Annotated in this window: 27 protein-coding genes and 1 pseudogene; 23 read left to right on the top strand and 5 right to left on the bottom strand. The window is 40.3% G+C overall.

The window, feature by feature from the left end:
• Positions 1-7 precede the first annotated feature (7 nt).
• From E3C75_RS05990 to E3C75_RS06020, 7 genes are all read left to right on the top strand, one after another.
• The gene (locus E3C75_RS05990; protein ID WP_111679774.1) at positions 8-250 is read left to right on the top strand and encodes a phage holin; all 243 of its coding nucleotides are present in this window, start codon (positions 8-10) and stop codon (positions 248-250) included.
• A gap of 1 nt (position 251) precedes the next feature.
• Positions 252-1,097 carry a lytic exoenzyme target recognition domain-containing protein gene (locus E3C75_RS05995; protein WP_111679506.1) on the top strand — a complete coding sequence of 282 codons (846 nt, stop codon included), beginning with the start codon at positions 252-254 and terminating at the stop codon, positions 1,095-1,097.
• A 484-nt stretch (positions 1,098-1,581) separates the two neighbouring features.
• The gene (locus E3C75_RS06000) at positions 1,582-1,926 is read left to right on the top strand and encodes a hypothetical protein (RefSeq protein WP_133264101.1); all 345 of its coding nucleotides are present in this window, start codon (positions 1,582-1,584) and stop codon (positions 1,924-1,926) included.
• Positions 1,927-1,947: 21 nt separating this feature from the next.
• Positions 1,948-2,499: an anti-CRISPR protein AcrIIA6 gene (gene acrIIA6 / locus E3C75_RS06005; protein ID WP_111679509.1), complete on the top strand. Its 552-nt coding sequence runs from the start codon at positions 1,948-1,950 to the stop codon at positions 2,497-2,499.
• Positions 2,500-2,524: 25 nt separating this feature from the next.
• On the top strand, positions 2,525-2,776 hold the full coding sequence (locus tag E3C75_RS06010) for a hypothetical protein (RefSeq protein WP_111679511.1): 252 nt from the start codon (positions 2,525-2,527) through the stop codon (positions 2,774-2,776).
• A gap of 25 nt (positions 2,777-2,801) precedes the next feature.
• Positions 2,802-2,981 (top strand): hypothetical protein, encoded by a 180-nt coding sequence (locus tag E3C75_RS06015; RefSeq protein WP_016068270.1) that lies wholly within the window; start codon positions 2,802-2,804, stop codon positions 2,979-2,981.
• 58 nt (positions 2,982-3,039) lie between these two features.
• Complete coding sequence (locus tag E3C75_RS06020) at positions 3,040-3,462, top strand: hypothetical protein (RefSeq protein ID WP_111679513.1); 423 nt, start codon at positions 3,040-3,042, stop codon at positions 3,460-3,462.
• Positions 3,463-3,926: 464 nt separating this feature from the next.
• Here E3C75_RS06020 and E3C75_RS06025 read toward each other — a convergent pair whose 3' ends face one another.
• Together E3C75_RS06025 and E3C75_RS06030 are read right to left on the bottom strand one after the other, a co-directional pair.
• Complete coding sequence (locus E3C75_RS06025; protein ID WP_014621363.1) at positions 3,927-4,112, bottom strand: hypothetical protein; 186 nt, start codon at positions 4,110-4,112, stop codon at positions 3,927-3,929.
• Positions 4,113-4,273: 161 nt separating this feature from the next.
• Positions 4,274-6,460, bottom strand: a complete 2,187-nt coding sequence (locus E3C75_RS06030) for an LTA synthase family protein (protein ID WP_014621364.1) — start codon at positions 6,458-6,460, stop codon at positions 4,274-4,276.
• 161 nt (positions 6,461-6,621) lie between these two features.
• On the opposite strand from E3C75_RS06030, the gene E3C75_RS06035 reads away from it, so the two are divergent.
• The 12 genes from E3C75_RS06035 (at position 6,622) to E3C75_RS06090 (ending at position 18,148) form a co-directional block, all read left to right on the top strand.
• A complete protein-coding gene (locus tag E3C75_RS06035; protein ID WP_014621365.1) occupies positions 6,622-7,785 on the top strand; it encodes a class I SAM-dependent rRNA methyltransferase in 1,164 nt (387 codons plus the stop codon).
• Positions 7,782-8,459: a type I 3-dehydroquinate dehydratase gene (gene aroD / locus E3C75_RS06040; protein WP_002947238.1), complete on the top strand. Its 678-nt coding sequence runs from the start codon at positions 7,782-7,784 to the stop codon at positions 8,457-8,459. The genes E3C75_RS06035 and aroD overlap by 4 nt, the downstream gene beginning before the upstream one ends.
• Entirely contained in the window at positions 8,449-9,306 is an 858-nt protein-coding gene (locus E3C75_RS06045; RefSeq protein WP_014621366.1) for a shikimate dehydrogenase, read from the top strand. The genes aroD and E3C75_RS06045 overlap by 11 nt, the downstream gene beginning before the upstream one ends.
• A 12-nt stretch (positions 9,307-9,318) precedes the next feature.
• The gene (gene aroB / locus E3C75_RS06050) at positions 9,319-10,386 is read left to right on the top strand and encodes a 3-dehydroquinate synthase (RefSeq protein ID WP_014621367.1); all 1,068 of its coding nucleotides are present in this window, start codon (positions 9,319-9,321) and stop codon (positions 10,384-10,386) included.
• Complete coding sequence (gene aroC, locus E3C75_RS06055) at positions 10,387-11,553, top strand: chorismate synthase (protein WP_011225712.1); 1,167 nt, start codon at positions 10,387-10,389, stop codon at positions 11,551-11,553.
• 29 nt (positions 11,554-11,582) lie between these two features.
• A complete protein-coding gene (locus E3C75_RS06060) occupies positions 11,583-12,689 on the top strand; it encodes a prephenate dehydrogenase (protein WP_014621368.1) in 1,107 nt (368 codons plus the stop codon).
• Between the two features lie 9 nt (positions 12,690-12,698).
• Positions 12,699-13,037 carry a YlbF/YmcA family competence regulator gene (locus E3C75_RS06065; protein WP_002947244.1) on the top strand — a complete coding sequence of 113 codons (339 nt, stop codon included), beginning with the start codon at positions 12,699-12,701 and terminating at the stop codon, positions 13,035-13,037.
• A 55-nt stretch (positions 13,038-13,092) separates the two neighbouring features.
• Positions 13,093-14,043 carry an L-lactate dehydrogenase gene (locus E3C75_RS06070; RefSeq protein ID WP_014621369.1) on the top strand — a complete coding sequence of 317 codons (951 nt, stop codon included), beginning with the start codon at positions 13,093-13,095 and terminating at the stop codon, positions 14,041-14,043.
• Positions 14,044-14,123: 80 nt separating this feature from the next.
• On the top strand, positions 14,124-15,407 hold the full coding sequence (aroA, locus tag E3C75_RS06075) for a 3-phosphoshikimate 1-carboxyvinyltransferase (RefSeq protein WP_014621370.1): 1,284 nt from the start codon (positions 14,124-14,126) through the stop codon (positions 15,405-15,407).
• Positions 15,400-15,891, top strand: a complete 492-nt coding sequence (locus E3C75_RS06080) for a shikimate kinase (protein ID WP_014621371.1) — start codon at positions 15,400-15,402, stop codon at positions 15,889-15,891. The genes aroA and E3C75_RS06080 overlap by 8 nt, the downstream gene beginning before the upstream one ends.
• Positions 15,882-16,706 (top strand): prephenate dehydratase, encoded by an 825-nt coding sequence (gene pheA / locus E3C75_RS06085; protein ID WP_014621372.1) that lies wholly within the window; start codon positions 15,882-15,884, stop codon positions 16,704-16,706. Before E3C75_RS06080 ends, pheA begins: the two co-directional genes overlap by 10 nt.
• A gap of 11 nt (positions 16,707-16,717) precedes the next feature.
• On the top strand, positions 16,718-18,148 hold the full coding sequence (locus E3C75_RS06090; protein WP_100262176.1) for an LCP family protein: 1,431 nt from the start codon (positions 16,718-16,720) through the stop codon (positions 18,146-18,148).
• A 15-nt stretch (positions 18,149-18,163) separates the two neighbouring features.
• On the opposite strand, the gene E3C75_RS06095 is transcribed toward E3C75_RS06090, so the two are convergent.
• From E3C75_RS06095 to E3C75_RS06105, 3 genes are read right to left on the bottom strand one after another with little or no spacing between them, the layout of a single operon-like run.
• Positions 18,164-19,102 (bottom strand): TDT family transporter, encoded by a 939-nt coding sequence (locus E3C75_RS06095; protein ID WP_014621374.1) that lies wholly within the window; start codon positions 19,100-19,102, stop codon positions 18,164-18,166.
• Positions 19,103-19,118: 16 nt separating this feature from the next.
• The gene (locus tag E3C75_RS06100; RefSeq protein WP_014621375.1) at positions 19,119-20,183 is read right to left on the bottom strand and encodes an acyl-CoA dehydrogenase family protein; all 1,065 of its coding nucleotides are present in this window, start codon (positions 20,181-20,183) and stop codon (positions 19,119-19,121) included.
• A 39-nt stretch (positions 20,184-20,222) separates the two neighbouring features.
• Positions 20,223-20,771 carry a carboxymuconolactone decarboxylase family protein gene (locus E3C75_RS06105; protein ID WP_162173402.1) on the bottom strand — a complete coding sequence of 183 codons (549 nt, stop codon included), beginning with the start codon at positions 20,769-20,771 and terminating at the stop codon, positions 20,223-20,225.
• Positions 20,772-20,986: 215 nt separating this feature from the next.
• Here E3C75_RS06105 and rlmD point away from each other — a divergent pair, with 215 nt between their 5' ends.
• The 4 genes and pseudogenes from rlmD to E3C75_RS06120 all read left to right on the top strand — a co-directional run bounded on the left by rlmD (position 20,987) and on the right by E3C75_RS06120 (position 23,447).
• Positions 20,987-22,357: a 23S rRNA (uracil(1939)-C(5))-methyltransferase RlmD gene (gene rlmD / locus E3C75_RS06110; RefSeq protein WP_111679517.1), complete on the top strand. Its 1,371-nt coding sequence runs from the start codon at positions 20,987-20,989 to the stop codon at positions 22,355-22,357.
• 322 nt (positions 22,358-22,679) lie between these two features.
• A pseudogene (locus E3C75_RS06115) lies at positions 22,680-22,871 on the top strand (TfoX/Sxy family protein); the annotation flags it as partial.
• A gap of 46 nt (positions 22,872-22,917) precedes the next feature.
• Positions 22,918-23,052: a hypothetical protein gene (locus tag E3C75_RS12340; RefSeq protein WP_332835565.1), complete on the top strand. Its 135-nt coding sequence runs from the start codon at positions 22,918-22,920 to the stop codon at positions 23,050-23,052.
• On the top strand, positions 23,049-23,447 hold the full coding sequence (locus tag E3C75_RS06120; RefSeq protein WP_444547764.1) for a GNAT family N-acetyltransferase: 399 nt from the start codon (positions 23,049-23,051) through the stop codon (positions 23,445-23,447). Before E3C75_RS12340 ends, E3C75_RS06120 begins: the two co-directional genes overlap by 4 nt.
• Positions 23,448-23,614: the final 167 nt, after the last annotated feature.

Below are 23,614 nucleotides of genomic sequence, written 5' to 3' on the forward strand. Positions count from 1 at the left end.
TAATAAAATGATTAATTTTAAATTACGTTTGCAAAACAAAGCTACATTAGTAGCTCTTGTCTCGGCAATATTTCTTATGTTGCAACAATTTGGGCTTCACATTCCGACCAACATTCAAGAGGGAGTAAATACCTTTGTTGGAATTTTGGTTATTCTTGGAATCGTGACAGACCCCACCACTAAGGGGATCGCAGACAGTGGACGAGCATTGAATTACATCAAACCACTAGACGATAAGGAAGAAAAATAATATGAGCGTACAACAATCTATTGTAAACTGGTTTGTTAACCATAGAGGTAAATTGACCTATTCAATGTATGGCAGTCGAAACGGTTCAGACGGTACAGCTGACTGTTCTGGTTCGATTTCACAAGCATTAAAAGAAGCAGGTGTCGGTATTCAAGGACTACCATCAACAGTAACTCTAGGACAACAACTAGCAAACAACGGTTTCTATCGTGTAAGTCGCAATCAAGATTGGGATGCCTTGGCAGGAGACATAATCTTAATGTCATGGGGTGTTGATATGTCACAATCTGGCGGAGCTGGTGGTCACGTTGGTGTCATGATGGATAGTGTAAACTTCATTAGTTGTGATTATTCAACACAAGGAGCAGTGGGTCAAGCTATCAATACGTATCCTTGGAACGACTACTATGCCTCAAACAAGCCTGCATATATCGAGGTTTGGCGTTATGCTGACTCTGCACCGCAAACCAACAACCAAGCTAATACAGCAGTATCACCACAACAGAAGGCTTACTATCAAGCAAACGAGGTTAAATACGTTAACGGTATTTGGCAAATTAAGTGCGACTATTTGGTCCCAGTTGGATTTGACTGGACTGAGAACGGAATCCCTGTTGCAATGGTTAACTGGGTAGATGCTGACGGCAACGACCTCGCAGACGGTGCTGACCAAGATTTCAAAGCAGGCATGTTCTTTAGTTTTGAGGGTGATGAAACTAACATAACAGATACCGGAAATGGTGGTTACTATGGTGGGTACTATTGGCGCCAGTTCGAATTTGGTCAGTTTGGTACGGTTTGGTTATCTTGTTGGAATAAAGATGATTTGGTAAACTACTACCAATAGACCACGCAAACTAAAAAATAAAAAAGGAGTATATAACCTCCCATCACACTGCAGTAGGGATACCATGGCAGTAGTGGTTGAAGCCTCAGCATTTTGCTGGGGCTTTTTTTGTTTGCTTCGTTTTGATATAAATGCTACTACATTAATGGATACAGTTAAATGTTATAGTCTTCGATAAACTCTCTCTCGCCCTGGCTTGAATTAGTCAGGGTTTTCTTTTTAATTGTAGGCTCATTAGCATTTATGTTTCTTTGGATTATTTCAAAATAGAAAATTGAGGATTAGAGAAATGATTGGATTTGTTATTTGGATTTTATCTATATTATTGTTGATATTGATTGGAGCGCTTATATTTTAGGAAGAAGAGGGCAATCGCTCTCTTTTTTTATTTTGCAAAAAACTAAATTTCTTTATCGTAAGTGTTGACAAACTATCTTATATGATATATACTATACATATAAGATAAAGAGAGGGAATAAAAGATATGAAATCACAAGTAATGAGCCTAGCATGGAAAATCTTCAAAAACGAAAAAAACGATGTAACTTTTTCTGAAGCGTTGAAATTTGCTTGGAAAGCCGTTAAACGTCAAAACATGGCGGATGATTTCTACTTCTTCCGTTCTTCAAACGTTAAATTCCAAGGTGTTAAGAAATGGTTTGCTGAAAAAGAATTTCGTGGACGCAACAAGAAAGACTTGGCGTTTATGTCAGTAACTGCAATCAGCATTAAAGGGTTGGTTGAAGAAACTGATAAAGCGGTTAAGCTTGAAATCGTGACACCTTATGGAATTTCTACTAAATGGTATCCAAAGAGTGTAATTGCTTAATTAAAAGAAGGAGAAATAAAAATGGAAATCAACAACGATATTAAACAACTGATCTTGGAATACGCTAAACGTTATTTCAAGTTTGAGAACGACTTTTATAAACTGCCAGGCATCAAGTTCACTGATGCAAATTGGCAGAAGTTCAAAAATGGAGGCACTGCCATTGAGAAGATGGGGGCAGCACGAGTAAACGCCATGCTCGACTGCCTATTCGAAGATTTCGAGCTTGCAATGATTGGCAAGGCTCAACAAGAATACTATTCGGATAATTCCTTGAAAGTAAATATGGCATTCTATGCTTATTACGATCAATTCAAAAAACAACAGCTTATGAAATGGCTTAAAGATAATCACGATGACATCATAGGAGGGACTGGTAGAATGTACACGTCAAGCGGTAGTTACATTGCTAACGCTTATTTAGAAATTGCGTTAGAATCTAGCCGTCTGGGTGGTGGTTCTTACATGATCCAAATGAGGTTTAAAGACTATTCAAAAGGTCAAGAACCTATTCCGTCTGGTCGTCAGAATCGACTTGAATGGATTGAGAGCAACTTGGAAAACATTCGATAAAAAATAAAAAAACGAGGTAAAAACAATGGATACATACAAAGAACAATTTCAAGAATTACAAGAATACGCTTTTAACGTTTTAAGAGAATACCCTCTAGATAAGACAGCAGTTAATGTACTTTCTGCACTCGTTAACTCAAAAAAGAAAGATCGCATCGAGTTTTTTAAACTAAACAAAGGCGAAGACGCCATGAAAGTTTATTATAATCTAGCAGATAGCGGAACGATTGAAAAATATTTAGAAACATCTGCATTCTTAGAATACATCAATGAATAATCTGATATAGAAAGGTTTAACTGATATGAAGAAATTTTGGCGTAGTGGCATGATTGACAAGAAGGTTATTGAAAAACGTAAACAAGATGATTATATGAATAAATTACACAGGACTATTCTTGAGTTGAGTATAAAACCACCTGAACCCGAACCTTGGTACAGACATCCAGAAATGAGAGCATTGTTGGATAGGATTGATGATTAGAGAAGCAATTGAAAGTAACTTGGAAAATATTCGATAATGAAGAGAGGAAATAAATGAAATGAAAATCAATACGACAAGAGTTAAAATGGTCTTGAAGAATGAGGTTATACCTGCTATTTATTTAGAGAATGAGCTTGGTATCAGTCGTTCTGTTATTGAAAAAGTGAGAGATGGCGAGCGAAAAATAGAGAATCTAACTCTTGAAACGATTATAAAAATTCAAAAGTGGATCGATGATGGAAACTACACTTTCAGCTACGACTATAGCGACCTAATCGAAGAACTGGAGGAAGATATTGCAGAAGGCTTGGTAGATGAGTATATCTACGTAGTCAGAGGTCCGTATAATGAACTTTTAGAGAAATGCCCAATCATTGACTACTACTATACTTCTGAAGAAATTGAAGAAGGGGATCTTGCAGAGAAGACCTTGATAACTTCTGTCTTAGCTGAAATGAAGTCAGACAACAAAATCTTTTAACCGTTCAAATGAGCGGTTTTTTGTACGCTTATTAGTATGACGGTGTCCACGATTCTGTCCACCTTTTTCAGAAATCCATAGGAATAAATACAAGTAAAATAATGCAACTTATGCTACCAAGTTTTTTTATATCAAAAGGGGGCAAATAAGGGGCAATAAGTGTAAACTTTAGTAACTTCATGTAAGTTTTACTGTCTATGTTTTACACGCATATACCTTTATTTGATAGGTTTTCTTCCTATTATATACACATTTAAAACGACACTAGTAGAATACCGTGGTTTGAAATCATTCTACAACTTGAAAAAATAATTCTATTGTAATATAGAATGGAAAGAGGTTCCTTGGGGAATCTCTTTTTTGTCTTCTCACAAATAAAATATCACACTATAATATTTCTGAGTCTAAATTAGTCATCTGAATAAAAAAATTCCCTCAATCCTATTGATTGGGGGAATTTAGGCTTAGAATAGGCCTTTAATCTTGTCTAAAGCTCCATTTACCATTTCGTTGCCTGAAACGAGAGATTTAGCTTGGTTGAAGTACTCACCTAGATCATCTTTGTTTTCCTCGACAAACTTTTTAGCTACTTCAAAATCTTTTTTTTCGATCATTTCTTTCACTTGGTTAAATAATTCCATTGGATTCATATCAGATCTCCTATATATGTTTTGTTATGATTCTTATTTAATCATGGTTGGAGAAAACTAGCAAGAAATATGTCCGAGCCAGATCGTTGAAGAGTTGATTATGTAGAGATATGGTTGATTTAATCTAAAAAGACAGCCCGATTAGAACAGTCTTTTTAGGATTATTCTTGTGCAGCTGTAGTTTCTTGACTAGATGAGCTTTCTTCTGTTGAGTTTGAGCTTGATTCAGGTTCAACAGGATGTAGTTCCTTGTAAGATGGTGTCTTGAATAGGTCAGCTGTTGATTTATTGCCTTTTTGTTTGTAGAGACTTGTTGATTTATCTTTCAGCTTTTTATTGATTTTTTTCAGTTGATCCATCTGTTTAGTGTAGGAAATTGTGCTAGAATCAAGAGGATTTAAACCATCTGGCGTGTAGAATCGAAGGAGGTCACCTGTTTGGACTGCATCACTCATTGACAACTGGGTTGCAACCGCATTACGAATAGCCTCATTTTCCTTTTTAGTAGTCTCATCAGGGTTAGTAATTTCTTCTCCTGTTTGAGTGTTATAGAGTCTACCAGAGTAGCTTGTGTATTGAGGTGTAACATATTGACCTGAGGTTCTAAATGCGACAGTTTGCTTATTATCAGGAGATAGGAGGTCTTGTCCCATCTGGATATAAGAGCTAGTGTCAACACCAAGAATGTGAAGGAGGGTTGGGAGGGCATCAACTTCACCACCAAATGTGTTAGAGATGCCACCTCCAGTATATCCTGGGATGTGAATCATGTAAGGGACACGTTGAAGCATGGCTTTATCATAATTTGACCAAGTCTCAGAGTTCTTCCCGAGCAGTTCCGCTAGATTACTGCTTCGCATATCAGAGATACCGTAGTGGTCACCATACATAACAATAATCGAATTATCATAAAGGCCAGTTTCCTTAAGGTAATCAAAGAAGTCTTTGATTGCAGAGTCAAGATAGTTGGCTGTTGCAAAATACCCGTTAACTGTTTCGTCTTTTGTGTCAGCGAGTGGGAAACCTTGTTCGTTTTTGTCGCCTGACAGGGAAGTGTATGGGTAGTGGTTAGATACGGTTAGGTATTTAACATAGAAAGGCTGTTGCATTTGTTCCAGATATTTGATGGAATCTGAAAACATGTACTTATCATTAAGACCGTATTGGAAGGAGTTTTCATCGGTTTTCTCAGTGAAAGCTGATGAGTCAAAGAAGTAGTTATAACCCCAATGTTTATAGGTATTATTGCGGTTCCAGAAGGATCCAGTGTTTCCGTGGAAAACAGCTGAAGTATAGCCACTCGTTTGAGCTAGGATAGATGGTGCAGCGTAAGCTGTATTGGTACCACCGTAGTTTACCATATATGACCCTGTACTTAGTCCGAAGAGTGATGTTTCCATCAAGGTTTCAGCATCAGAAGTTTTTCCTGATTTAACTTGGTGGAAGAAGTTTGAAAAGGCTAGGGTTTCATTTGAGTGGTAAATGGAATTAAGGAATGGTGTTACTTCATAAGACTGACCATCTACTTGGAGCTTGTAATCAATAAGAAACTGTTGGAAACTCTCCAAGTGAATAACGATAACGTTTCTTCCTTTAGCAATTCCGTAGTACTTAGGATCAGGTGCTGCATAGTGCTCCTTAACATAAGCTTCAACCTTTTTCATGTCGTCTGCTGTTGCGGATGAACGAGCTTGTGAAGTTTGATACGTTAAGTTACCGGAATAAGCTGTAAAGAAAGGAATCCCCATAGCACGAACAATATAGTTGTTGGAGAAACCACGTGTCAGTAACTCACCACGGTTAACTTCCGCTAGAAATAGGTTGGCTGAGAGAAGGAGTGTCGATAGTGCGGTGATAGCAAAACTAGCTCGTTTATTAAATGGCTTACTATCCGTTTTTAGTTTTTTCCTAAAAACACCATAAATGAAGAAAGGAATATCAATCAAATAAAAGATATAACTTGGTTCAAGAAGGTTCTTAGCTGAGTCTCCCAGCCCGGCTGCTGAACTAGAACTTGCCAGGATGGTATTTACAGTTATGAAGTCTGTAAACTCTCCAAAGTAAATGACATTAGCAATAAGCAGGAGATTAAGGATGACATAAATAGCAATTGTTGTGCCATAAAAAAAACGGCTTTTCTTGAAGTAAAGTCCTAAACCTAGCAGCATTAATCCCAGTGGAATAGGGTTAATCAGCGAAAGCATAACCTGATATCTGCTTTCCCACTCAAGATTAATGTTGACGAAATAAGCGAATATGTTTTTTAGCCAGTAAAAGAAGAGTAACAAGAAGACGAATCCGAGTCTTGATGAAACTCCTTTCCAAAAAGCTTCGTTTATTTTTTTCAAAGTAATACTTCCTTTGATTTTATATTATCTTAGCTATTATACCAAATAACAAAATGACTCTCAAAAATTTACTGTCATAGAGTGTCATATTCCTTGACATATAATTGACAAATTCTAGTTACGAAACAGAAATTATAACATTTTTTTGATATAATAGTAGCATGAATATATTGACGGTAAGTCCCTTTGCGGAGAAAAAAATCAAACAAGGGAAACAGCTTCTTTTAGCTGAAGATTTTCCAAATATAGCTGAAAATAATCAGTTGATTTATCTTTATAGTCAATCCAAAGAATTTTTAGGAACAGGCTATTTGTCGAGTCAAAATAAGGGGATAGGTTGGTTTTTGTCCCCTAAAAAGCAACAATTGACAGTGACTTATTTTCAGGGGCTTTTTGAGAAGGCAAAAGCCAGACGTCAATCCTATTATGCTAATGATTTAACGACGGCTTTTCGTCTTTTTAACCAAGATGGTGATGATTTTGGTGGTCTAACGATTGATTTGTATGGAGACTATGCCCTCTTTTCATGGTACAATGTCTTTATTTATTCCTTGAAGGATATTATTGTAGAGGCTTTCCAAACGGTCTTTCCTGAGGTTTTGGGGGGCTATGAAAAAATTCGCTTCAAGGGCCTTGATTTTGAGTCAGACCATCTTTATGGACAAGAGGCCGCTGATACCTTCACTATCTTGGAGAATGGGGTAACTTATGAAGTTTTTCTAAATGATGGGCTAATGACAGGGATTTTTCTTGACCAGCATGAGGTGCGTGATGGTTTGGTTAATGGTTTGGCCTTGGGCAAATCAGTTTTGAATATGTTCTCCTATACGGCAGCTTTTTCAGTTGCTGCAGCTATGGGGGGAGCGGTTGAAACGACATCGGTGGATTTGGCAAAACGTTCACGTGAGTTATCCACGGCTCATTTTGAAGCTAATGGCTTCAGTATGGAAAATCATCGTTTAGTTGTGATGGATGTTTTTGATTATTTTAAATATGCCAAGAAAAAGGGATTATTTTATGACCTTATCGTTATAGATCCGCCGAGCTTTGCTCGAAATAAGAAACGAACTTTCTCAGCAAATAAGGATTACCACAAGTTGATTGCGCAGAGTCTTGATATTCTATCAGAGTATGGGACAATTATTGCAAGTACCAATACAGCTAATATGACAGTGCAACAGTTTAAAAAGCAACTGCGTAAGGGATTGGGAGATGTTTCAGCGGACTTTGTTAACTTGCAACAATTACCAGTGGATTTTGCCGTCAATCCTAATGATCCAACATCAAATTATTTGAAAGTATACACAATAAAGGTAAATAAATGAAAATTGTAGTTCCGATTATGCCGACTAGTTTAGAGGAAGCACAAGCGCTTGAGCTGTCTCGTTTTGAGGGGGCAGACATTATTGAATGGCGTGCAGATTTTTTAGATAAGCATAGTATCTTAACAGTTGCTCCAGCTATTTTTGAGAAATTCGCAGGCTTTGAAATTGTTTTTACCATTCGTACGACACGTGAAGGTGGTAAGATTGAGTTAACTGATGGGGAATATGTCACACTGATTAAGGATGTAGCTGCTATCTATTCACCAGATTATATTGATTTTGAGTATTTCACACGCAAGGAAGTCTTTGACCAGATGCTTGAATTTTCAAACTTGGTTTTGTCTTATCATAACTTTGAGGAGACACCTGAAAACCTTATGGAACTTTTATCTGAGATGACCAACTTGACGCCAAGAGTTGTTAAAGTAGCCGTTATGCCTAAGAATGAACAAGATGTCCTTGATCTTATGAATTTCACACGCGGCTTTAAGGCCTTTAACCCTGAACAAGAGTTTGTAACTATGTCAATGGGTAAGTTAGGTCGTTTGTCACGTTTGGCGGGAGACTTGGTGGGGTCATCATGGACTTTTGCTAGTCTTGACAATACCAGCGCACCGGGTCAAGTTGCTCTTGCGGACATGTGTAGGATTAGGGAGGTTTTGGATGCGGATTGATGGACACACACGCTTAGCAGCTGTTGTTGCCAGTCCTATCAAGCATTCAATTTCTCCTTTCATTCATAATTTAGCTTTCGAAAAAACACATGTTAATGGGGTTTATGTAGCTTGGGAAATTCCAGAGTCAGACCTGGCTGAGACATTTGAAAATATTAGACGTTACAATATGTTCGGTATCAACTTGTCTATGCCATATAAGGAAAAGGTAATTCCATTTTTGGATGGTCTTAGTCCTGAAGCTCAACTGATTGGTGCAGTCAATACGGTTGTCAATTGTGATGGTCGTTTGATCGGCCATAATACAGATGGCTTTGGCTTTTTTGCTAGTTTAAAGAATTTTAATCCTAAGGATACTCATATTATGATTTTGGGGGCTGGTGGTGCGGCTAAATCTATTGTGACACAGGCAATTCTTGATGGTGCAAAAAAAGTTAGTATCTATGTTCGGCCCCAATCCTTGGTCAAGGCAAAAAAAAACTTTAGAACCTTGCTTGATCAAACCGATTGCTATTTAGAATTTCATGATTTAACTGATGCTGACCACTTCCAAAAGGAATTAAGGCAAACCGATTTATTGGTCAATGCGACTAGTGTGGGTATGGATGGTGAGTCATTGCCCATTTCTATAGATACAAGATTCCCTAAGGAACTCTTAGTTGCGGATATCATTTACCAGCCTTTTGAAACACCTTTCTTGGCCTTGGCAAGGAAACAAGAGATAGAGGCTGTGAATGGACTAGGCATGTTACTTTATCAAGCAGCAGGTGCCTTTAAATTATGGACAGGCGAGAATATGCCAACAGGTGCTATTTGGCAGGAATTAGAAAACATATACAATAGCTAGGAGGGGTCGACGATGAAACTAGAGGTAAATTTAAAACAAAACCCTTATGACATTATCATTGAAAAGGGAGCTCTTAAAGGGGTAGGACAATGGGTCAAGTCACTTTGGGAACCACAAAAGATCGCGCTTATTACGGACAATCATGTGGGAGGCCTATATGCAGAAAAAGTTAAGCTTAGCTTGGAACACGAAGGTTTTGAGGTTGTCGTTTTTGATTTTCTAGAAGGTGAAGCGAGTAAAAATCTTAAGACTGTTAATAAGGCTTATGAGTTTTTGATTAAGAATGGCATGACTCGTAGTGATGGTATTGTCGCTCTTGGTGGTGGCGTTGTTGGAGACTTAGCAGGATTTGTCGCTTCAACCTATATGCGTGGAATTCATTTCGTTCAAGTTCCAACCAGTCTAACTGCCCAAGTAGATTCATCTATTGGTGGAAAGACAGGTGTGAATACTCCTTTTGCCAAAAATATCGTAGGAACTTTTGCTCAGCCTGATGGGGTTTTAATTGATCCTAATGTCCTTGAGACACTTGGTAAACGTGAATTGATTGAAGGCATGGGTGAGGTTGTCAAATATGGTTTGATTGACGATCCTGAACTTTGGCAGCTCCTTGATAACATTGATGGTTCGGTTCATAGTATTTTGGAAAACTCAGAGACCATTATTTACCGTTCATGTAACGTTAAGCGTAAAATTGTGGTTGAAGATGAGTTTGAAGGTGGCGTCCGTATGTACCTAAACTTTGGTCATACGATTGGGCATGCCGTCGAACAAACAGCTGGTTATGGTAAAGTTATGCATGGTGAAGCTGTGGCTATTGGAATGGTTCAGATTTCTCGTGTTGCTGAGAAAAAAAACCTAATGCCTCAGGGAATCACACGTCAAATTGCTGAGATGTGTGTGAAATTTGGTTTGCCAGTAGACTATGAACCATGGCGTGTTGAGGAGCTCTATACAGCCCTCACACATGACAAGAAAGCCCGTGGTAATAGTATTAAGACAGTTATCGTTCCAGAGATTGGTAAGGCAGCTATCAATCAGATTCCTTTAGTTGAAATGAAAGAGTACTTGGAGAAATAAATGAGATATTTAACAGCAGGTGAGTCTCACGGCCCACGTTTAACGGCAATTATCGAAGGTGTACCAGCTGGTCTTCCCTTGACCGCTGAAGATATCAATGGCGATTTGAAACGCCGCCAAGGTGGTTATGGTCGTGGTGGCCGCATGAAAATTGAGTCTGATAAGGTTGAAATCACTTCTGGTGTTCGTCATGGGAAAACAACAGGGGCTCCAATCACCCTCCATGTCATCAATAAGGACCATCAAAAATGGTTGGACATTATGGCTGTTGAAGATATTGAGGATCGTTTAAAAACTAAACGCAAAATCACCCATCCACGTCCAGGACATGCTGACTTGGTTGGTGGTATGAAATACCGTTTTGATGATTTGCGTAATTCGTTGGAGCGTTCCAGTGCGCGTGAAACAACTATGCGTGTGGCAGTGGGTGCTGTCGCTAAACGAATCTTGGCTGAGCTTGATATTGAAATTGCTAATCATGTGGTTGTCTTTGGTGGTAAGGAAATTGATGTGCCAGAGAATTTGACAGTTGCTCAAATCAAGGAATTGGCCCAACAGTCAGAAATTTCAGTTGTTAACCAAGAGCGTGAGCAAGAAATTAAAGATTACATTGACCAAATCAAAAAAGAGGGTGACACCATCGGTGGTGTCGTTGAAACGGTTGTTGGTGGTGTACCTGTAGGACTTGGTTCTTATGTGCAATGGGATACCAAGTTGGATGCCAAGATTGCTCAAGCAGTTGTTTCCATCAATGCCTTCAAGGGGGTCGAGTTTGGTCTTGGATTCAAAGATGGCTATCTCAGGGGCTCTCAAGTGATGGATGAGATCCTTTGGAATGAAGAGGATGGCTATACGCGTAGAACCAATAATCTCGGTGGTTTTGAAGGTGGAATGACAAATGGTCAACCAATTGTAGTCCGTGGGGTTATGAAGCCAATTCCAACTCTTTATAAACCACTAATGTCAGTAGATATTGAGACCCATGAGCCATACAAGGCAACGGTTGAGCGTTCAGATCCAACGGCCTTGCCTGCAGCAGGTGTCGTTATGGAATCAGTAGTCGCTACTGTCGTAGCTAATGAAATCTTGGATAAATTCTCTTCTGATAATTTGGAAGAGTTGAAAGAAGCGGTAGCACATCACCGTGACTATGTGAAAAACTTTTAAGCAGCATCAGTGAAAAGACGGGAGTAGGAATGAGTAAAAAAACTATTTATATTGTAGGATTGGGTCTGATTGGTGGCTCCCTGGCCTTAGGGATTAAAAGGGATCACCCTGATTATGATATTCTTGGATATAATCGCTCTGACTATTCTCGAAATATTGCACTAGAACGTGGGATTGTTGACCGAGCAACAGGTGATTTTAAAGAGTTTGCTCCCCTTGCGGACGTCATTATCTTAGCAGTGCCAATCAAGCAAACGATGGCCTACTTGAAGGAGTTGGCTGATCTGGACCTTAAAGATAATGTCATCATAACAGATGCGGGCTCAACCAAGCGTGAAATCGTTGAGGCAGCGGAGCGTTATCTAACAGGCAAAAATGTTCAGTTTGTAGGTTCTCACCCGATGGCTGGTTCTCATAAATCAGGGGCTATTGCGGCTGACGTGACACTTTTTGAAAATGCCTATTATATTTTCACACCGACAAGTCTGACAAAAGAGACAACGATCCCTGAGCTTAAGGATATCTTGTCTGGCCTTAAGTCACGTTATGTTGAGATTGATGCAGCTGAACACGACCGGGTAACGAGTCAAATCAGTCATTTTCCACATCTTTTGGCTTCTGGTCTTATGGAGCAGGCAGCTGATTATGCTCAGGCTCACGAGATGACCAATCACTTTGCGGCTGGGGGGTTCCGAGATATGACCCGTATTGCTGAGAGTGAACCTGGGATGTGGGCTTCCATTCTCATGACTAATGGTCCTGCTGTTTTGGATCGTATTGAAGATTTCAAAAAACGTTTGGACCATGTGGCTGATTTGATTAAGGCTGAGGATGAGAGTGCTATTTGGGAGTTCTTTGACAACGGTCGTAAGAAGCGTAAAGAGATGGAAATTCATAAAAAGGGTGGCGTGGAAAGTGCCTTCGATATTTTTGTGGATGTACCTGACCGTGAGGACGTTATCCTTAGCATTATGGAATTGTTGCGAGGAACGTCTTTGGTTAACCTTCGTATCAATGAAGAAAATCGTGAGGATATTCATGGTATCCTTCAAATTACTTTTAAAAATGAAAAAGATCGTAAACATGCTAAGACTGTTATTGAAGCCAATACAGACTATCATGTGGTGATCGCATAGGAGAATAAAATGAGAAATATTTATGATTTAGCAAATGAGTTGGAACGTGGCATCCGTGCCCTTCCTGAGTACAAAAACTTGGTAGAGAAAAAAGAAGCGATTGCAACTGATGCTGAGGCTAGCGCTCTTTTCAAAGAGTTTACGGATTTCCAAGAGGATTTCTATGCTAAAATGCAGGCTGGTACAATGCCAACAGCAGAAGAACAAGCAGCTGTTCAAGAATTGGGTCAAAAGGTAGAAGCTAACGCCCTTTTGAAAGAATACTTGACTGCGCAACAAAGTCTGTCTGTTTATTTGAATGATATTGAACGTATCATCTTCAAACCTTTGCAAGAATTGAATAACTAATAAGGGAGGCCTTTGTCAATTGGCAGGACTTTTTCTGTATTAAAGGAGGTAAATTATGGCTCGTAAAATTGGAATTATTGGAATGGGAAATGTTGGTGCAGCGGTAGCTCATGGGGCTATTGCTCAGGGCTTAGCCGATAGTTATGTTTTTATTGATATTAATGAGAGGAAAGCTGAAGCAGATGCCCAGGATTTTAAGGATGCCATGGCCAATCTGGCCAACTATGCAAACATCGTGGTTAATGATTATGAAGCACTTAAAGATGCTGATGTTATCATCTCAGCTCTTGGAAATATTCAGCTACAGCACAATGCTGGTGAGGACCGTTTTGCTGAATTCCCATTTACCCGAGAGGCTGTTTATCAGGTTGCTCAGGAGTTAAAACAGTTGGATTTTAAAGGTATACTCTTGGTCATCTCAAATCCTGTAGATGCGGTGACAGCTCTCTATCAAGAATTCACAGGTTGGCCAAAGGAACGCGTGATTGGGACAGGGACTTTACTTGATACGGCTAGAATGAAGACAGCAGTGGGAGAGGTTCTGGAAGTTAATCCCAAATCAGTATCAGGCTACAATCTTGGGGAACATGGCAACTCTCAATTTACAGCATGGAGTCAGGTTAAGGTGAAAGGTCAAGATATTACAGCTTTAACGAGTGAAGAGGAGCGTCAAAATCTCTTTATGGCTTCCATGAAGGGGGGGCACAAGGTTTTTTATGGTAAGGGCTATACTTCATACGGTATTGCCAGTGCTGCCCTTCGTTTGGTGGCAATTATCCTCTCTGACGCTCAAGAAGAGGTGACAGTATCTAGCTATCAAGAAATCTATCAGACTTATCTTGGCTATCCAGTTATTTTAGGACGTCAAGGTGTGGAAGCTCCTGTCCACTTGACTTTGTCGGCTGAGGAAAAACATCTTTTGCAGGGCTCTGCTGACTTAATTCGGAACCGTGTTCAAGAGGCAGTTGCCTTTTTGAAAGAAAAGTATGGCAATACAATCGAGTGAATATTTTGACAATTCAGTATATGGTTGGGCTTTCAAATATGGTATAATGAGGATAACAATAAAATTTTTAGGAGTAACCTATGAAACTAGAAACCAAGGCTCAAGGTCTTCGTGGCAGCTTGCGTATCCCTGGTGACAAGTCCATCAGTCACCGTTCGATTATGTTCGGTAGTCTTGCCAAAGGCGTGACAACTGTTCGTGATATTTTACGAGGTGAAGACGTCCTCTCAACTATGCAGGTCTTTCGTGATTTAGGTGTGACTATTGAAGATGATGGTGATGTGGTACGTATTCACGGTGTTGGTTTTGACGGTCTCAAGGCTCCTCAAAACAAGCTGGATATGGGCAACTCTGGAACATCGATTCGTTTGATTTCAGGTGTACTTGCCGGTCAAGATTTTGATGTGGAAATGTTTGGGGATGACTCCCTTTCAAAACGCCCTATGGACCGTGTCACTATTCCTTTACGTCAGATGGGGGTAGAGGTGTCAGGACAAACTGACCGTGATTTGCCACCATTGAAAATGCACGGCAGCAAGTCCCTTAAACCTATTTATTACGAATTGCCAGTGGCCTCTGCTCAGGTTAAGTCTGCCCTTATTTTTGCGGCCCTTCAAGCTGATGGTGAGTCTGTCATCATTGAAAAGGAAAAAACACGTAATCATACGGAAGATATGATTCAGCAGTTTGGTGGTCAGCTTCAAGTAGAAGGCAAGGAAATTCGTATTTCTGGTGGACAGATCTTTACTGCCCAAGAAGTTGTGGTTCCAGGGGATATTTCTTCGGCCGCTTTTTGGTTGGTAGCAGGACTCGTGGTGCCAAACTCTAAGATTATCTTGAAAAATGTTGGTATTAATGAGACACGTACCGGAATCATTGATGTTATCAAGGATATGGGTGGTAAGATAAAACTTTCAGATATTGACCAAGTTGCTAAATCTGCGACCATTACGGTTGAAACTTCAGAACTTAAAGGAACCGAAATTGGCGGTGACATCATTCCACGTTTGATTGATGAACTTCCGATTATCACACTCTTGGCGACACAAGCTCAAGGTAAGACGGTGATTCGTGATGCTGAAGAGCTCAAGGTCAAAGAGACTGATCGTATTCAGGTGGTAGCAGATGCCTTGAATGCTATGGGTGCTGATATTGTTCCAACTGAGGATGGTATGATTATCACTGGGAAGACGCCTCTTCACGGGGCAGAGGTCAATACCTTTGGTGACCACAGGATTGGTATGATGACAGCCATTGCTGCCCTCTTGGTTCAAGATGGCGAAGTTGACTTGCAACGTGCGGAAGCTATCAATACGAGCTACCCAAGCTTCTTTAGTGATTTGGAAGGATTACTGCATGGCTAAGGTTTTATTGGGCTTTATGGGAGTTGGTAAGAGTTCCGTCGCCCCATACCTGAATGGTCGTTTCGTAGATATGGATCAGGTCATCGAAGATAAAATTGGAATGTCCATTACTGATTTCTTTGCCAAAGAAGGCGAAGCAAGTTTTCGTCAGATTGAGTCTGAGACTCTGGAAGAACTCCTTCAAGAGGGAGATGATGTTATCATCTCTACTGGTGGTGGTGTCGTTGTGACGGAGTGCAATCGTAAACTTTTGAAGAAAAATCGTAAGCATAACGTATGGCTTCACTCTTCTTTTGATGTGGTCTATAATCGTATTAAAAAGGATATCAAAAATCAACGCCCCCTCTTTCTCAATCATTCTAAAGAGGAATTCAAGGCCATTTATGATGGTCGAATGGCCCTCTATAAAGGTTTGGCAGATCTGGTTGTCACTGTTGATAATCGGACGCCAGAAGAAGTAGCAAGGTTTATCAAATGGATGTAGGTTATTTGGGCCCCAGTGGGTCGTTTACGCACAATGCAGCCTTAAAGGCATTTCCTGAGGCAAGCTTGGTTTCTCTAGGTACCATTACTGAAGTTATCAAGTCATATGAAGAGGGACGTGTGGATTACGCAGTTATTCCTGTGGAAAATTCCATTGAGGGATCCGTTCATGAGAGTTTAGACTATCTCTTCCACCAGGCAGACATTCGTGCTGTGGCCGAGATTGTTCAACCCATCAAGCAACAGTTAATGGCTAGCAAACACCATGCAAAGATTGAAAAAATTTTCTCACATCCACAAGCGATTGCTCAAGGGAAAAAGTATATTAAAGATCATTTTCCACATGCTAAAATTGAGACAACAGCCAGTACAGCCTTTGCGGCTCGCTATGTCGCAGATAATCCTGACCAGCCTTATGCTGCAATCGCTCCGCATGCAGCTGCCAAGGAATACGGTCTCGAAATTTTAGCTAAGGATATTCAGGAAATTGAGAAGAATTATACCCGTTTCTGGTTATTAGGGAGCACTGTTCCTGAAATTCCGCTCAATCAGATTAATTGTAAATTAACGCTTGCCTTAACTCTACCTGACAATATGCCAGGTGCACTTTACAAGGCTTTATCGACCTTTGCCTGGCGAGGCATTGACTTGACCAAGATTGAAAGCCGTCCTTTAAAGACGGTACTTGGCGAGTACTTCTTCATTATTGATTGTGATTATACAAAGAAAAAGTTGGCTCATTTCGCTCTTGAAGAGCTAACTGCAGTTGGAATTGGATATAAAATCTTGGGAGCTTACCAAGTCTATCAAATTTAAAGGGAAATCTTATGACCAAATCTAACGATGTGCCATTTACGTATTATGAACGGTTACGTTACAGCTATCTTTTAAAAAATCTTGCCCGCCTTAATGGACAGCAGGCTTCGGAATTCAATTATCTACAAGGAAAGTTGGATGCCTATGAAGCTGAACGTTCCTACGAGAGGTATCAAGGTCAAAGAGCTGACTATCAAGAAGCATGGCGCCAACCTTATGATAATCGTTCAAATTATTATCAGGAGCCTGATTATGAGGATGTCAACCAGCTAACAGAGGAAGGTCTGCCTGTCTATCGAGAGGAAGCGCCTCAACTAAAACCTAAGCGAAAAAAGGTTCAAAGACGAGTGCCCCCTTCAGTAATATCGGAACCAAAGTCCAATCCGCATTCAACAAAGAAAACGCGACATAAGAAAAAAAGAAAACTCAAGAAGGTTGTTAAACTGGTATTCAGATGCTTGAGTCTTGGGATTGTGTTCTTAGTGCTAGCAATGGCCTATCAATTTTACAAAGGAACTGACCTTTCTGCTGCTGGTAACAATGGTAAAGCCTATCGACCGGCCTTAGTCGAAACCTTTAACGGTAAAGACACTAAGGATGGGGTGAATATCCTTATTTTGGGTTCTGACCAACGAGTCAGCCAAAAATCTACCGATGCCAGAACAGACTCTATTATAGTTGTCAATGTGGGCAATAAGGAAGGCAAAATCAAGATGGTAAGCTTTATGCGTGACACCTTGGTTAATATTAAGGGCGCTTCAGAGACAGACTATTCTCAGGATCTGAAACTCAATACTGCCTTCAATATTGGTGAGCAAAACAATCATCAAGGAGCAGAGCTTATGCGACAGACGCTCAAACGAAATTTTGACATTGATATCAAGTACTATGCCATGGTCGACTTTGAGACCTTTGCGACAGGTATTGATACCCTGTTCCCAGATGGCGTGAAAATCAATGCCAAATTCTCCACTATTGATGGTAAAAAAGTATCTTCGGTCCAAGTTCCAGATGATTTGAGGATGGACAAGGATGGGAATGTTCCGAATCAAACCATTAAAGTCGGTAAGCAACAGATGGATGGACGAACTCTTCTTAATTACGCTCGTTTCCGTAAGGACGATGAAGGGGATTATGGGCGTACCAAGCGTCAACAACAAGTGATGCAAGCTATTATGAAGCAAGTTAAAAATCCTATTAGTCTTTTCAAGGGTCCTGAGGCTTTAGGAAAAGTATACTCACTGACTTCAACCAATATGAGCATGACGGAAATGTTGGATTTGGGTCTTTCAAATGCTGGTAGTTTTAAACATGGGATCAATTCTCAAACCATTCCTTCAGATGGTGATTGGATTGACAGCTATGATTTATATGGTGGTCAAGGGATTGAAATTGATTTTGATAACTATCAGTCAAAATTAAAAGAACTAGGATTTAGATAAGAAAACAAAGCAGGTTCACACCGAACCTGCTTGTTTTTTGGTATTAAGAGCTTGTATAAGCGCCTTGTATAAGAGTTTTAGAAAATGATAGAGCAAATAGGTCATGATGACAAGAACGAAGACGAACTCTACCTTATAAACCAATTGGGTAGCTGGATTGACTAGTCCAAGACTAGTAGTGGCTGCCCTAAAAGCATTGACACTATTGACCAAGGGAAAGCTGAAAGCTGCAAAAAGTGGCATAAAGCCTTTTTTAACCAGTCTTACGAAGAGATTAAGAGCATAGAAAAAGAATGCTTGCGAGAATAAGAGTAGGGCAAGTAAAATAATAGTTGCAGGTCTTTGATTACTCTTGATTGAGCTGGTAATGAGAAGGGCCAGAGGTGCTGCTAAAATGGCAAGTATAGGTCGATAGAGGTGAGGGATGGCTATCTGTCTCATTCTCCACAAAACAAGTGGAAAGAGGGCTAGTGTCGCCAGTCCCGTTAGTCCCAGAATAAGTCCCTTGATGCTAGTTGGAACACTAGCTGGTACTGTCACAAGACTGATAGCAGGTCCAACGTAGATCACGAACCAGCTTGGAAAGACTTGGTTCAAAGATAGTGGGTGCATAAAACGCAGACTGAAAAAAATAATATAGGCAATATAAAGTCCAAGGAGCCCAACCCAAGTCACACTTAAGCCTATTTGAGCTAGTGGAAGGCGGCTGGCAAAGAGAAAGGCAGCCATAAAGTAGCTAGCAAAGGCCGAAGCAATGACTGGATTGTGCAAATCTTCCCTTACTTTTTCAAAGCCAAGAATCAAGCGTCCTAGTATAAGCATAAAACCTATACTTGCCAGAAACCAAATGCCCTGAGCAATCAGGGCATAGTGGTTTATTTGATTGGATAAACTAAAGAGGGCAAGAACTAGACTAGATAGGACCAAGGGAATTTTCTTAAAAAATACCTTCATTGTTCTACCGGCCTGTCTAGCTAGCTGCAAGAATGTGACGAAGCTGTACCGCACTCGGAGATACAATTGGAAGGAAGACGCCTTCATTCCAACGACGGATAAAGCTTGACTCTGATTCTTTCAAATAGCCACGACCACCACTAGCCTGAAGTTCGAGGAGCAGGCTGTTGGCTACGACGTCGACAATATCGATACGCAATTGGAAAAGTTCACGTGGTTTTTCAATGAAATAATTAGCATCATTAAGACCCGCAAAGAGTTGGTCTTGAATAGCAAGAAGATTTCCACGTGTTGCTTCAAATTCCTCACGAAGAACGCTACGGTTACTGTTTAGACTAGCTTCAACCTCATCAAGAGAACGTTGTGCCAAACCAAAGGCAAGACCAAATTGGAAACCAAGGAAGTTCGGACGTGTTTTGGCAATATAGTCTGCACCTTCTTTTGAAAGGACCCAATTAGGATCTAACTTAACGTGATCAAAAGTAAGAGAGGCAGTGTTAGCACCTTGAAGGGAAACAAATTCCAAATCTTCAGAACGGCTGAGGCCTTCAGCTTCAGATGGAATGGTGATAATCCAAGGTTGGCTACCGTCTTTAAAGTCAGCAGCAAAGAGAGCAGCGAATTTATCAGAACGAAGGTTAGTTACCCAAGGCAAACGACCATAGAGATAGTAGCCATCACCTTCTTGGCTGATAGTAACATTCAATTCTTCAATATCAGATAAGAATTTGACGGCGTTAGACAAACCGGTACCACCAGCACGCTCACCGGTATATAATTCTTTCAACCATGTTTCACGAGGGTAAGCATTGTCGCTAGCTAAGATATACTCGATGAAAGTACGGTGTCCCCAAGAAATAAAGGAAGCTGTCAAAGAGTGTTGTGCCAATTCATTAAGCACATCAACAACGTGAGTAGGACCACCACCTAGGCCATTAAACTCAGCAGGTACGCCGATCTTAAAGACGTCGTTTTCAGCAATTTTTTCAAGAAGTTGGTCCGCAATTGGTCCAGACTCTTGGTCAATATGGTCAGCGTTGGTGTCCAACCAAGTAAGGAATTCTTTTGAAAAACGTGACATAGGCTTAGATCCTCCTCTAGTTTATCGTTTGGTTTTGAATTAAGCGAATTCTTGAAGTTCAGGGTTAATCAGTGTTTGTGCGAGATTGTTAGCGTAGTTACACAAGCTAGCAAGGCTGACACCCAAGATAACGTCAAGGGCATTTTGAGCAGTGTAGCCAGCTTCCAAGAAGTCATTGTAGGCTTCGTCACCAACAGCACCTTTAGTATTGATTACGGCAATAGTGAATTTAGCAAGGGTATCAAGTTTTGGATCGTCTTCGATTGGTGTACGGTTACGAAGGGCTTCCAAAAGTTGAGGTGCCATTTGGATTTGCTTGATTGAAAAGGCTGTGTGACCTGCCACACAGAAGGCACATCCGTTAGTAACAGCAGCTGTAATTTGAACAACCTCACGTTCAGTTGGTGTCAATGAATTGCGACGGTTGATTTCACCGACAGTACGGTAAGCTTCAAGCGCAGTTGGCGCATTAGCAAGGAGACCAATCAAGTTTGGAATGAATCCCCCATTGGCATCTTTGACTGTTTGAAGGACGTCTTTAACTTCTTCTGGTGCAGTTTCGATTGTATGAATGGTAATATCTGGCATGATTTCTATTCTCCTTTAGATAGAAACGACATCTAGCAAGTTGCTGAGTCGTTTAATTTTTTGTCATGGACCTATGATAGCACGGTATGACTTTTCTGTAAAATTTATATTATTTATGGCTAGTCATAAATTTGATTTATATGTGCTATAATGGAGGGTAGTAAAAGGCCTTTGAAGGTATATTTAGGCCCCCTAAAAGTAAAGAAAGTTGAATTATGTTAAATAAAAACGATATTGTAGAAGTTGAAATTGTCGATTTGACACATGAAGGATCAGGCGTAGCCAAGGTCGACGGCTTTGTCTTTTTCGTGGATAATGCCCTACCGGGTGAAGTCATCAGAATGCGTGTGCTTAAGCTTAAGAAGAATATCGGCTTTGGTAAGGTTGAGGAGTATGTGACCCTTTCACCAAGTCGTAATCAGGATATTAATGCTACTTATCTTCGTTCAGGGATTGCTGATTTTGGGCATATGACTTACACTGAGCAGCTTAAGTTCAAGCGTAAACAAGTCGTCGATAACCTCTATAAGACAGCCGGTATCTCGGACGTAGAAGTTGCTGAAACACTAGGTATGGAAACACCTTACGCCTACCGTAATAAGGCGCAGGTGCCCGTTCGCCGTGTTAAAGGTCAGCTTGAAACAGGTTTCTACCGCAAGAATTCGCACGACTTGATTCCAATTGAAGATTTCCTCATTCAAGACAAGGAAATTGATAAACTCATTGTCTTTGTCCGTGACCTTCTCCGTCGTTATGACCTCAAACCTTATGATGAGAAGGAGCAGACAGGTTTGATTCGTCATTTGGTAGTTCGTCGTGGTCATTATTCAGGTCAGATGATGTTGGTCTTTGTAACGACCAAACCAAAAGTTTTCCGTATTGGCCAAGTCATTACTAAGATTACGGAAGCCTTTCCAAGTATTGTTTCAATCATTCAAAACATCAACGATAAGAACACTAACGCCATCTTTGGTAAGGAGTTCCGCACCCTTTATGGCCAAGACACCATCACAGACAGTATGTTGGGCAATGACTATGAGATCTCTGCCCAGTCTTTCTATCAGGTTAACACTGAGATGGCTGAAAAACTCTATCAAACAGCTATTGACTTCTCAGATCTAAACAGCGACAGCATTGTTATTGATGCCTATTCAGGAATCGGGACAATCGGTTTGTCATTTGCAAAACAGGTCAAGGAAGTCTACGGCGTTGAAGTCATCGAAACAGCCGTCGAAGATTCCAAGAAAAATGCAGAACGCAACGGCATTACAAATGCCCACTATGTGGCTGACTCAGCTGAAAATGCCATGGCCAAGTGGAGCAAGGATGGCATCAAACCAGACGTCATCATTGTGGATCCACCACGTAAGGGCTTGACTGAAAGCTTCATCAAAGCCAGCGTCGCCATGCAACCTGAGAAGATTACCTATGTCTCATGTAACCCAGCAACCATGGCGCGTGATATCAAACTTTATCAAGACTTGGGCTATGAATTGAAGAAAGTCCAGCCGGTTGATTTATTTCCGCAAACGCATCATGTTGAGGCGGTATCACTACTTGTACGAGCTGAGACTTCAGCGAAGTAGAAGTAGATGCTCCGCCCATGCGATAGCTGTCGTAGAGTAAGGAGTTTACGACGAAACGATACGGTAATAGCGAACCGCCGAGTGTGTGAGTTTTTAGTGAAACGTAGCTAATCCTCAAAAGGTTCTCCGAACCTTTTGAGTCCCACGGACGCATCATGTTGAATGCGTAACACTGCTTGTACGAGCTACGAAGTAGCATAGTAGAAACGGAAGGCCCACCATATTGAACTAATATAAGTATTAAAAATCCTGTGACCAATGCAAATTTTGGAGGTGTAGATTATGGCTTCAAGCAAAGAATATTTAGATTTCATTATTGTGAATTTATGATGATAGATTTTTAGTGAAGCCTTTTAAATCTGCAATAGCATATATGCCAAATGCAAAGTACGAGTCACCATATGATGGAGCAAATGAAATGCTGTTGGTAGATGATGTTGACAACAAAAATTATTTAACTGGCTTATTCAATGCAATGTATGATGAATTACCTGCACCTAAACCAAAGAAATGATCAGAGTGGAATTTAAGGAGAAAAAACGATTTTAGAAACGGAAAGGTTGATTCTTCGCCCATGGGAAGAAAGAGATGCCAATGATTTATTCCAATATGCCAGTAATCCAGAGGTTCAGAGGTTGGTCCGATTGCAGGTTGGCCAGTACATACTAGTGTTGAAAACAGTAGGGAAATTATAAAAAGTTATTTTTCCGCACCTGAGACATACGCTATAGTTTTAAAAGAAACAATGCAGCCAGTGGGTAGCATAGGTTTGATGATTGGCTCTGCAAGTGATATAGGTATTCCTGATGCTGAGGCGGAGGTTGGTTACTGGATAGGAGTTCTGTATTGGGGTCAGGGGCTTATACCAGAAGCAGTTCGTGAGATAATGAGACATGGATTTGATGACTTGAATTTGGAGAAAATGTGGTTCGGTTATTTTGACGGCAATACAAAGTCAAAGAGAGTTCAGGAAAAATGTGGGTTCCGTTATCATCATATAAAAGAGAAGGTTCCATGTGCATTGGAAGGTGTTTTTAGCACAGAACACATCGCCTGTCTCTCAAAGGCAGAGTGGATTTCAATTAAGTAAATCTTAGTTTGTTGAGGTCATACCTTTAAATGATAACCTTATGCGATCGTTAAAAGCTCTATAGACCTGTTTCTACATACAGATAGGTTCACTCGTTTCATGTTGATGTAGTATCACTGCTTGTAAGATTTGAAAAATAAATTTGCGTAGCGTCGTAAAGGTTAAAT

This window comes from Streptococcus thermophilus (assembly GCF_010120595.1).
In the GTDB taxonomy this organism is placed as follows: domain Bacteria; phylum Bacillota; class Bacilli; order Lactobacillales; family Streptococcaceae; genus Streptococcus; species Streptococcus thermophilus.

What these genes read in the sequence shown, in the direction of transcription:
- E3C75_RS06065 (WP_002947244.1), top strand. Translation starts at nt 12,699, where the DNA reads ATGAGAAATATTTATGATTTAGCAAATGAGTTGGAACGTGGCATCCGT.
- E3C75_RS05990 (WP_111679774.1), top strand. Translation starts at nt 8, where the DNA reads ATGATTAATTTTAAATTACGTTTGCAAAACAAAGCTACATTAGTAGCT.
- E3C75_RS06080 (WP_014621371.1), top strand. Translation starts at nt 15,400, where the DNA reads ATGGCTAAGGTTTTATTGGGCTTTATGGGAGTTGGTAAGAGTTCCGTC.
- E3C75_RS06020 (WP_111679513.1), top strand. Translation starts at nt 3,040, where the DNA reads ATGAAAATCAATACGACAAGAGTTAAAATGGTCTTGAAGAATGAGGTT.
- aroB (WP_014621367.1), top strand. Translation starts at nt 9,319, where the DNA reads ATGAAACTAGAGGTAAATTTAAAACAAAACCCTTATGACATTATCATT.
- acrIIA6 (WP_111679509.1), top strand. Translation starts at nt 1,948, where the DNA reads ATGGAAATCAACAACGATATTAAACAACTGATCTTGGAATACGCTAAA.
- E3C75_RS06060 (WP_014621368.1), top strand. Translation starts at nt 11,583, where the DNA reads ATGAGTAAAAAAACTATTTATATTGTAGGATTGGGTCTGATTGGTGGC.
- E3C75_RS05995 (WP_111679506.1), top strand. Translation starts at nt 252, where the DNA reads ATGAGCGTACAACAATCTATTGTAAACTGGTTTGTTAACCATAGAGGT.
- pheA (WP_014621372.1), top strand. Translation starts at nt 15,882, where the DNA reads ATGGATGTAGGTTATTTGGGCCCCAGTGGGTCGTTTACGCACAATGCA.
- aroA (WP_014621370.1), top strand. Translation starts at nt 14,124, where the DNA reads ATGAAACTAGAAACCAAGGCTCAAGGTCTTCGTGGCAGCTTGCGTATC.
- E3C75_RS06000 (WP_133264101.1), top strand. Translation starts at nt 1,582, where the DNA reads ATGAAATCACAAGTAATGAGCCTAGCATGGAAAATCTTCAAAAACGAA.
- E3C75_RS06035 (WP_014621365.1), top strand. Translation starts at nt 6,622, where the DNA reads ATGAATATATTGACGGTAAGTCCCTTTGCGGAGAAAAAAATCAAACAA.
- E3C75_RS06105 (WP_162173402.1), bottom strand. Translation starts at nt 20,771, where the DNA reads ATGCCAGATATTACCATTCATACAATCGAAACTGCACCAGAAGAAGTT.
- E3C75_RS06015 (WP_016068270.1), top strand. Translation starts at nt 2,802, where the DNA reads ATGAAGAAATTTTGGCGTAGTGGCATGATTGACAAGAAGGTTATTGAA.
- E3C75_RS06090 (WP_100262176.1), top strand. Translation starts at nt 16,718, where the DNA reads ATGACCAAATCTAACGATGTGCCATTTACGTATTATGAACGGTTACGT.
- rlmD (WP_111679517.1), top strand. Translation starts at nt 20,987, where the DNA reads ATGTTAAATAAAAACGATATTGTAGAAGTTGAAATTGTCGATTTGACA.
- E3C75_RS06045 (WP_014621366.1), top strand. Translation starts at nt 8,449, where the DNA reads ATGCGGATTGATGGACACACACGCTTAGCAGCTGTTGTTGCCAGTCCT.
- aroD (WP_002947238.1), top strand. Translation starts at nt 7,782, where the DNA reads ATGAAAATTGTAGTTCCGATTATGCCGACTAGTTTAGAGGAAGCACAA.
- aroC (WP_011225712.1), top strand. Translation starts at nt 10,387, where the DNA reads ATGAGATATTTAACAGCAGGTGAGTCTCACGGCCCACGTTTAACGGCA.
- E3C75_RS06025 (WP_014621363.1), bottom strand. Translation starts at nt 4,112, where the DNA reads ATGAATCCAATGGAATTATTTAACCAAGTGAAAGAAATGATCGAAAAA.
- E3C75_RS06070 (WP_014621369.1), top strand. Translation starts at nt 13,093, where the DNA reads ATGGCTCGTAAAATTGGAATTATTGGAATGGGAAATGTTGGTGCAGCG.
- E3C75_RS06010 (WP_111679511.1), top strand. Translation starts at nt 2,525, where the DNA reads ATGGATACATACAAAGAACAATTTCAAGAATTACAAGAATACGCTTTT.
- E3C75_RS06100 (WP_014621375.1), bottom strand. Translation starts at nt 20,183, where the DNA reads ATGTCACGTTTTTCAAAAGAATTCCTTACTTGGTTGGACACCAACGCT.
- E3C75_RS06095 (WP_014621374.1), bottom strand. Translation starts at nt 19,102, where the DNA reads ATGAAGGTATTTTTTAAGAAAATTCCCTTGGTCCTATCTAGTCTAGTT.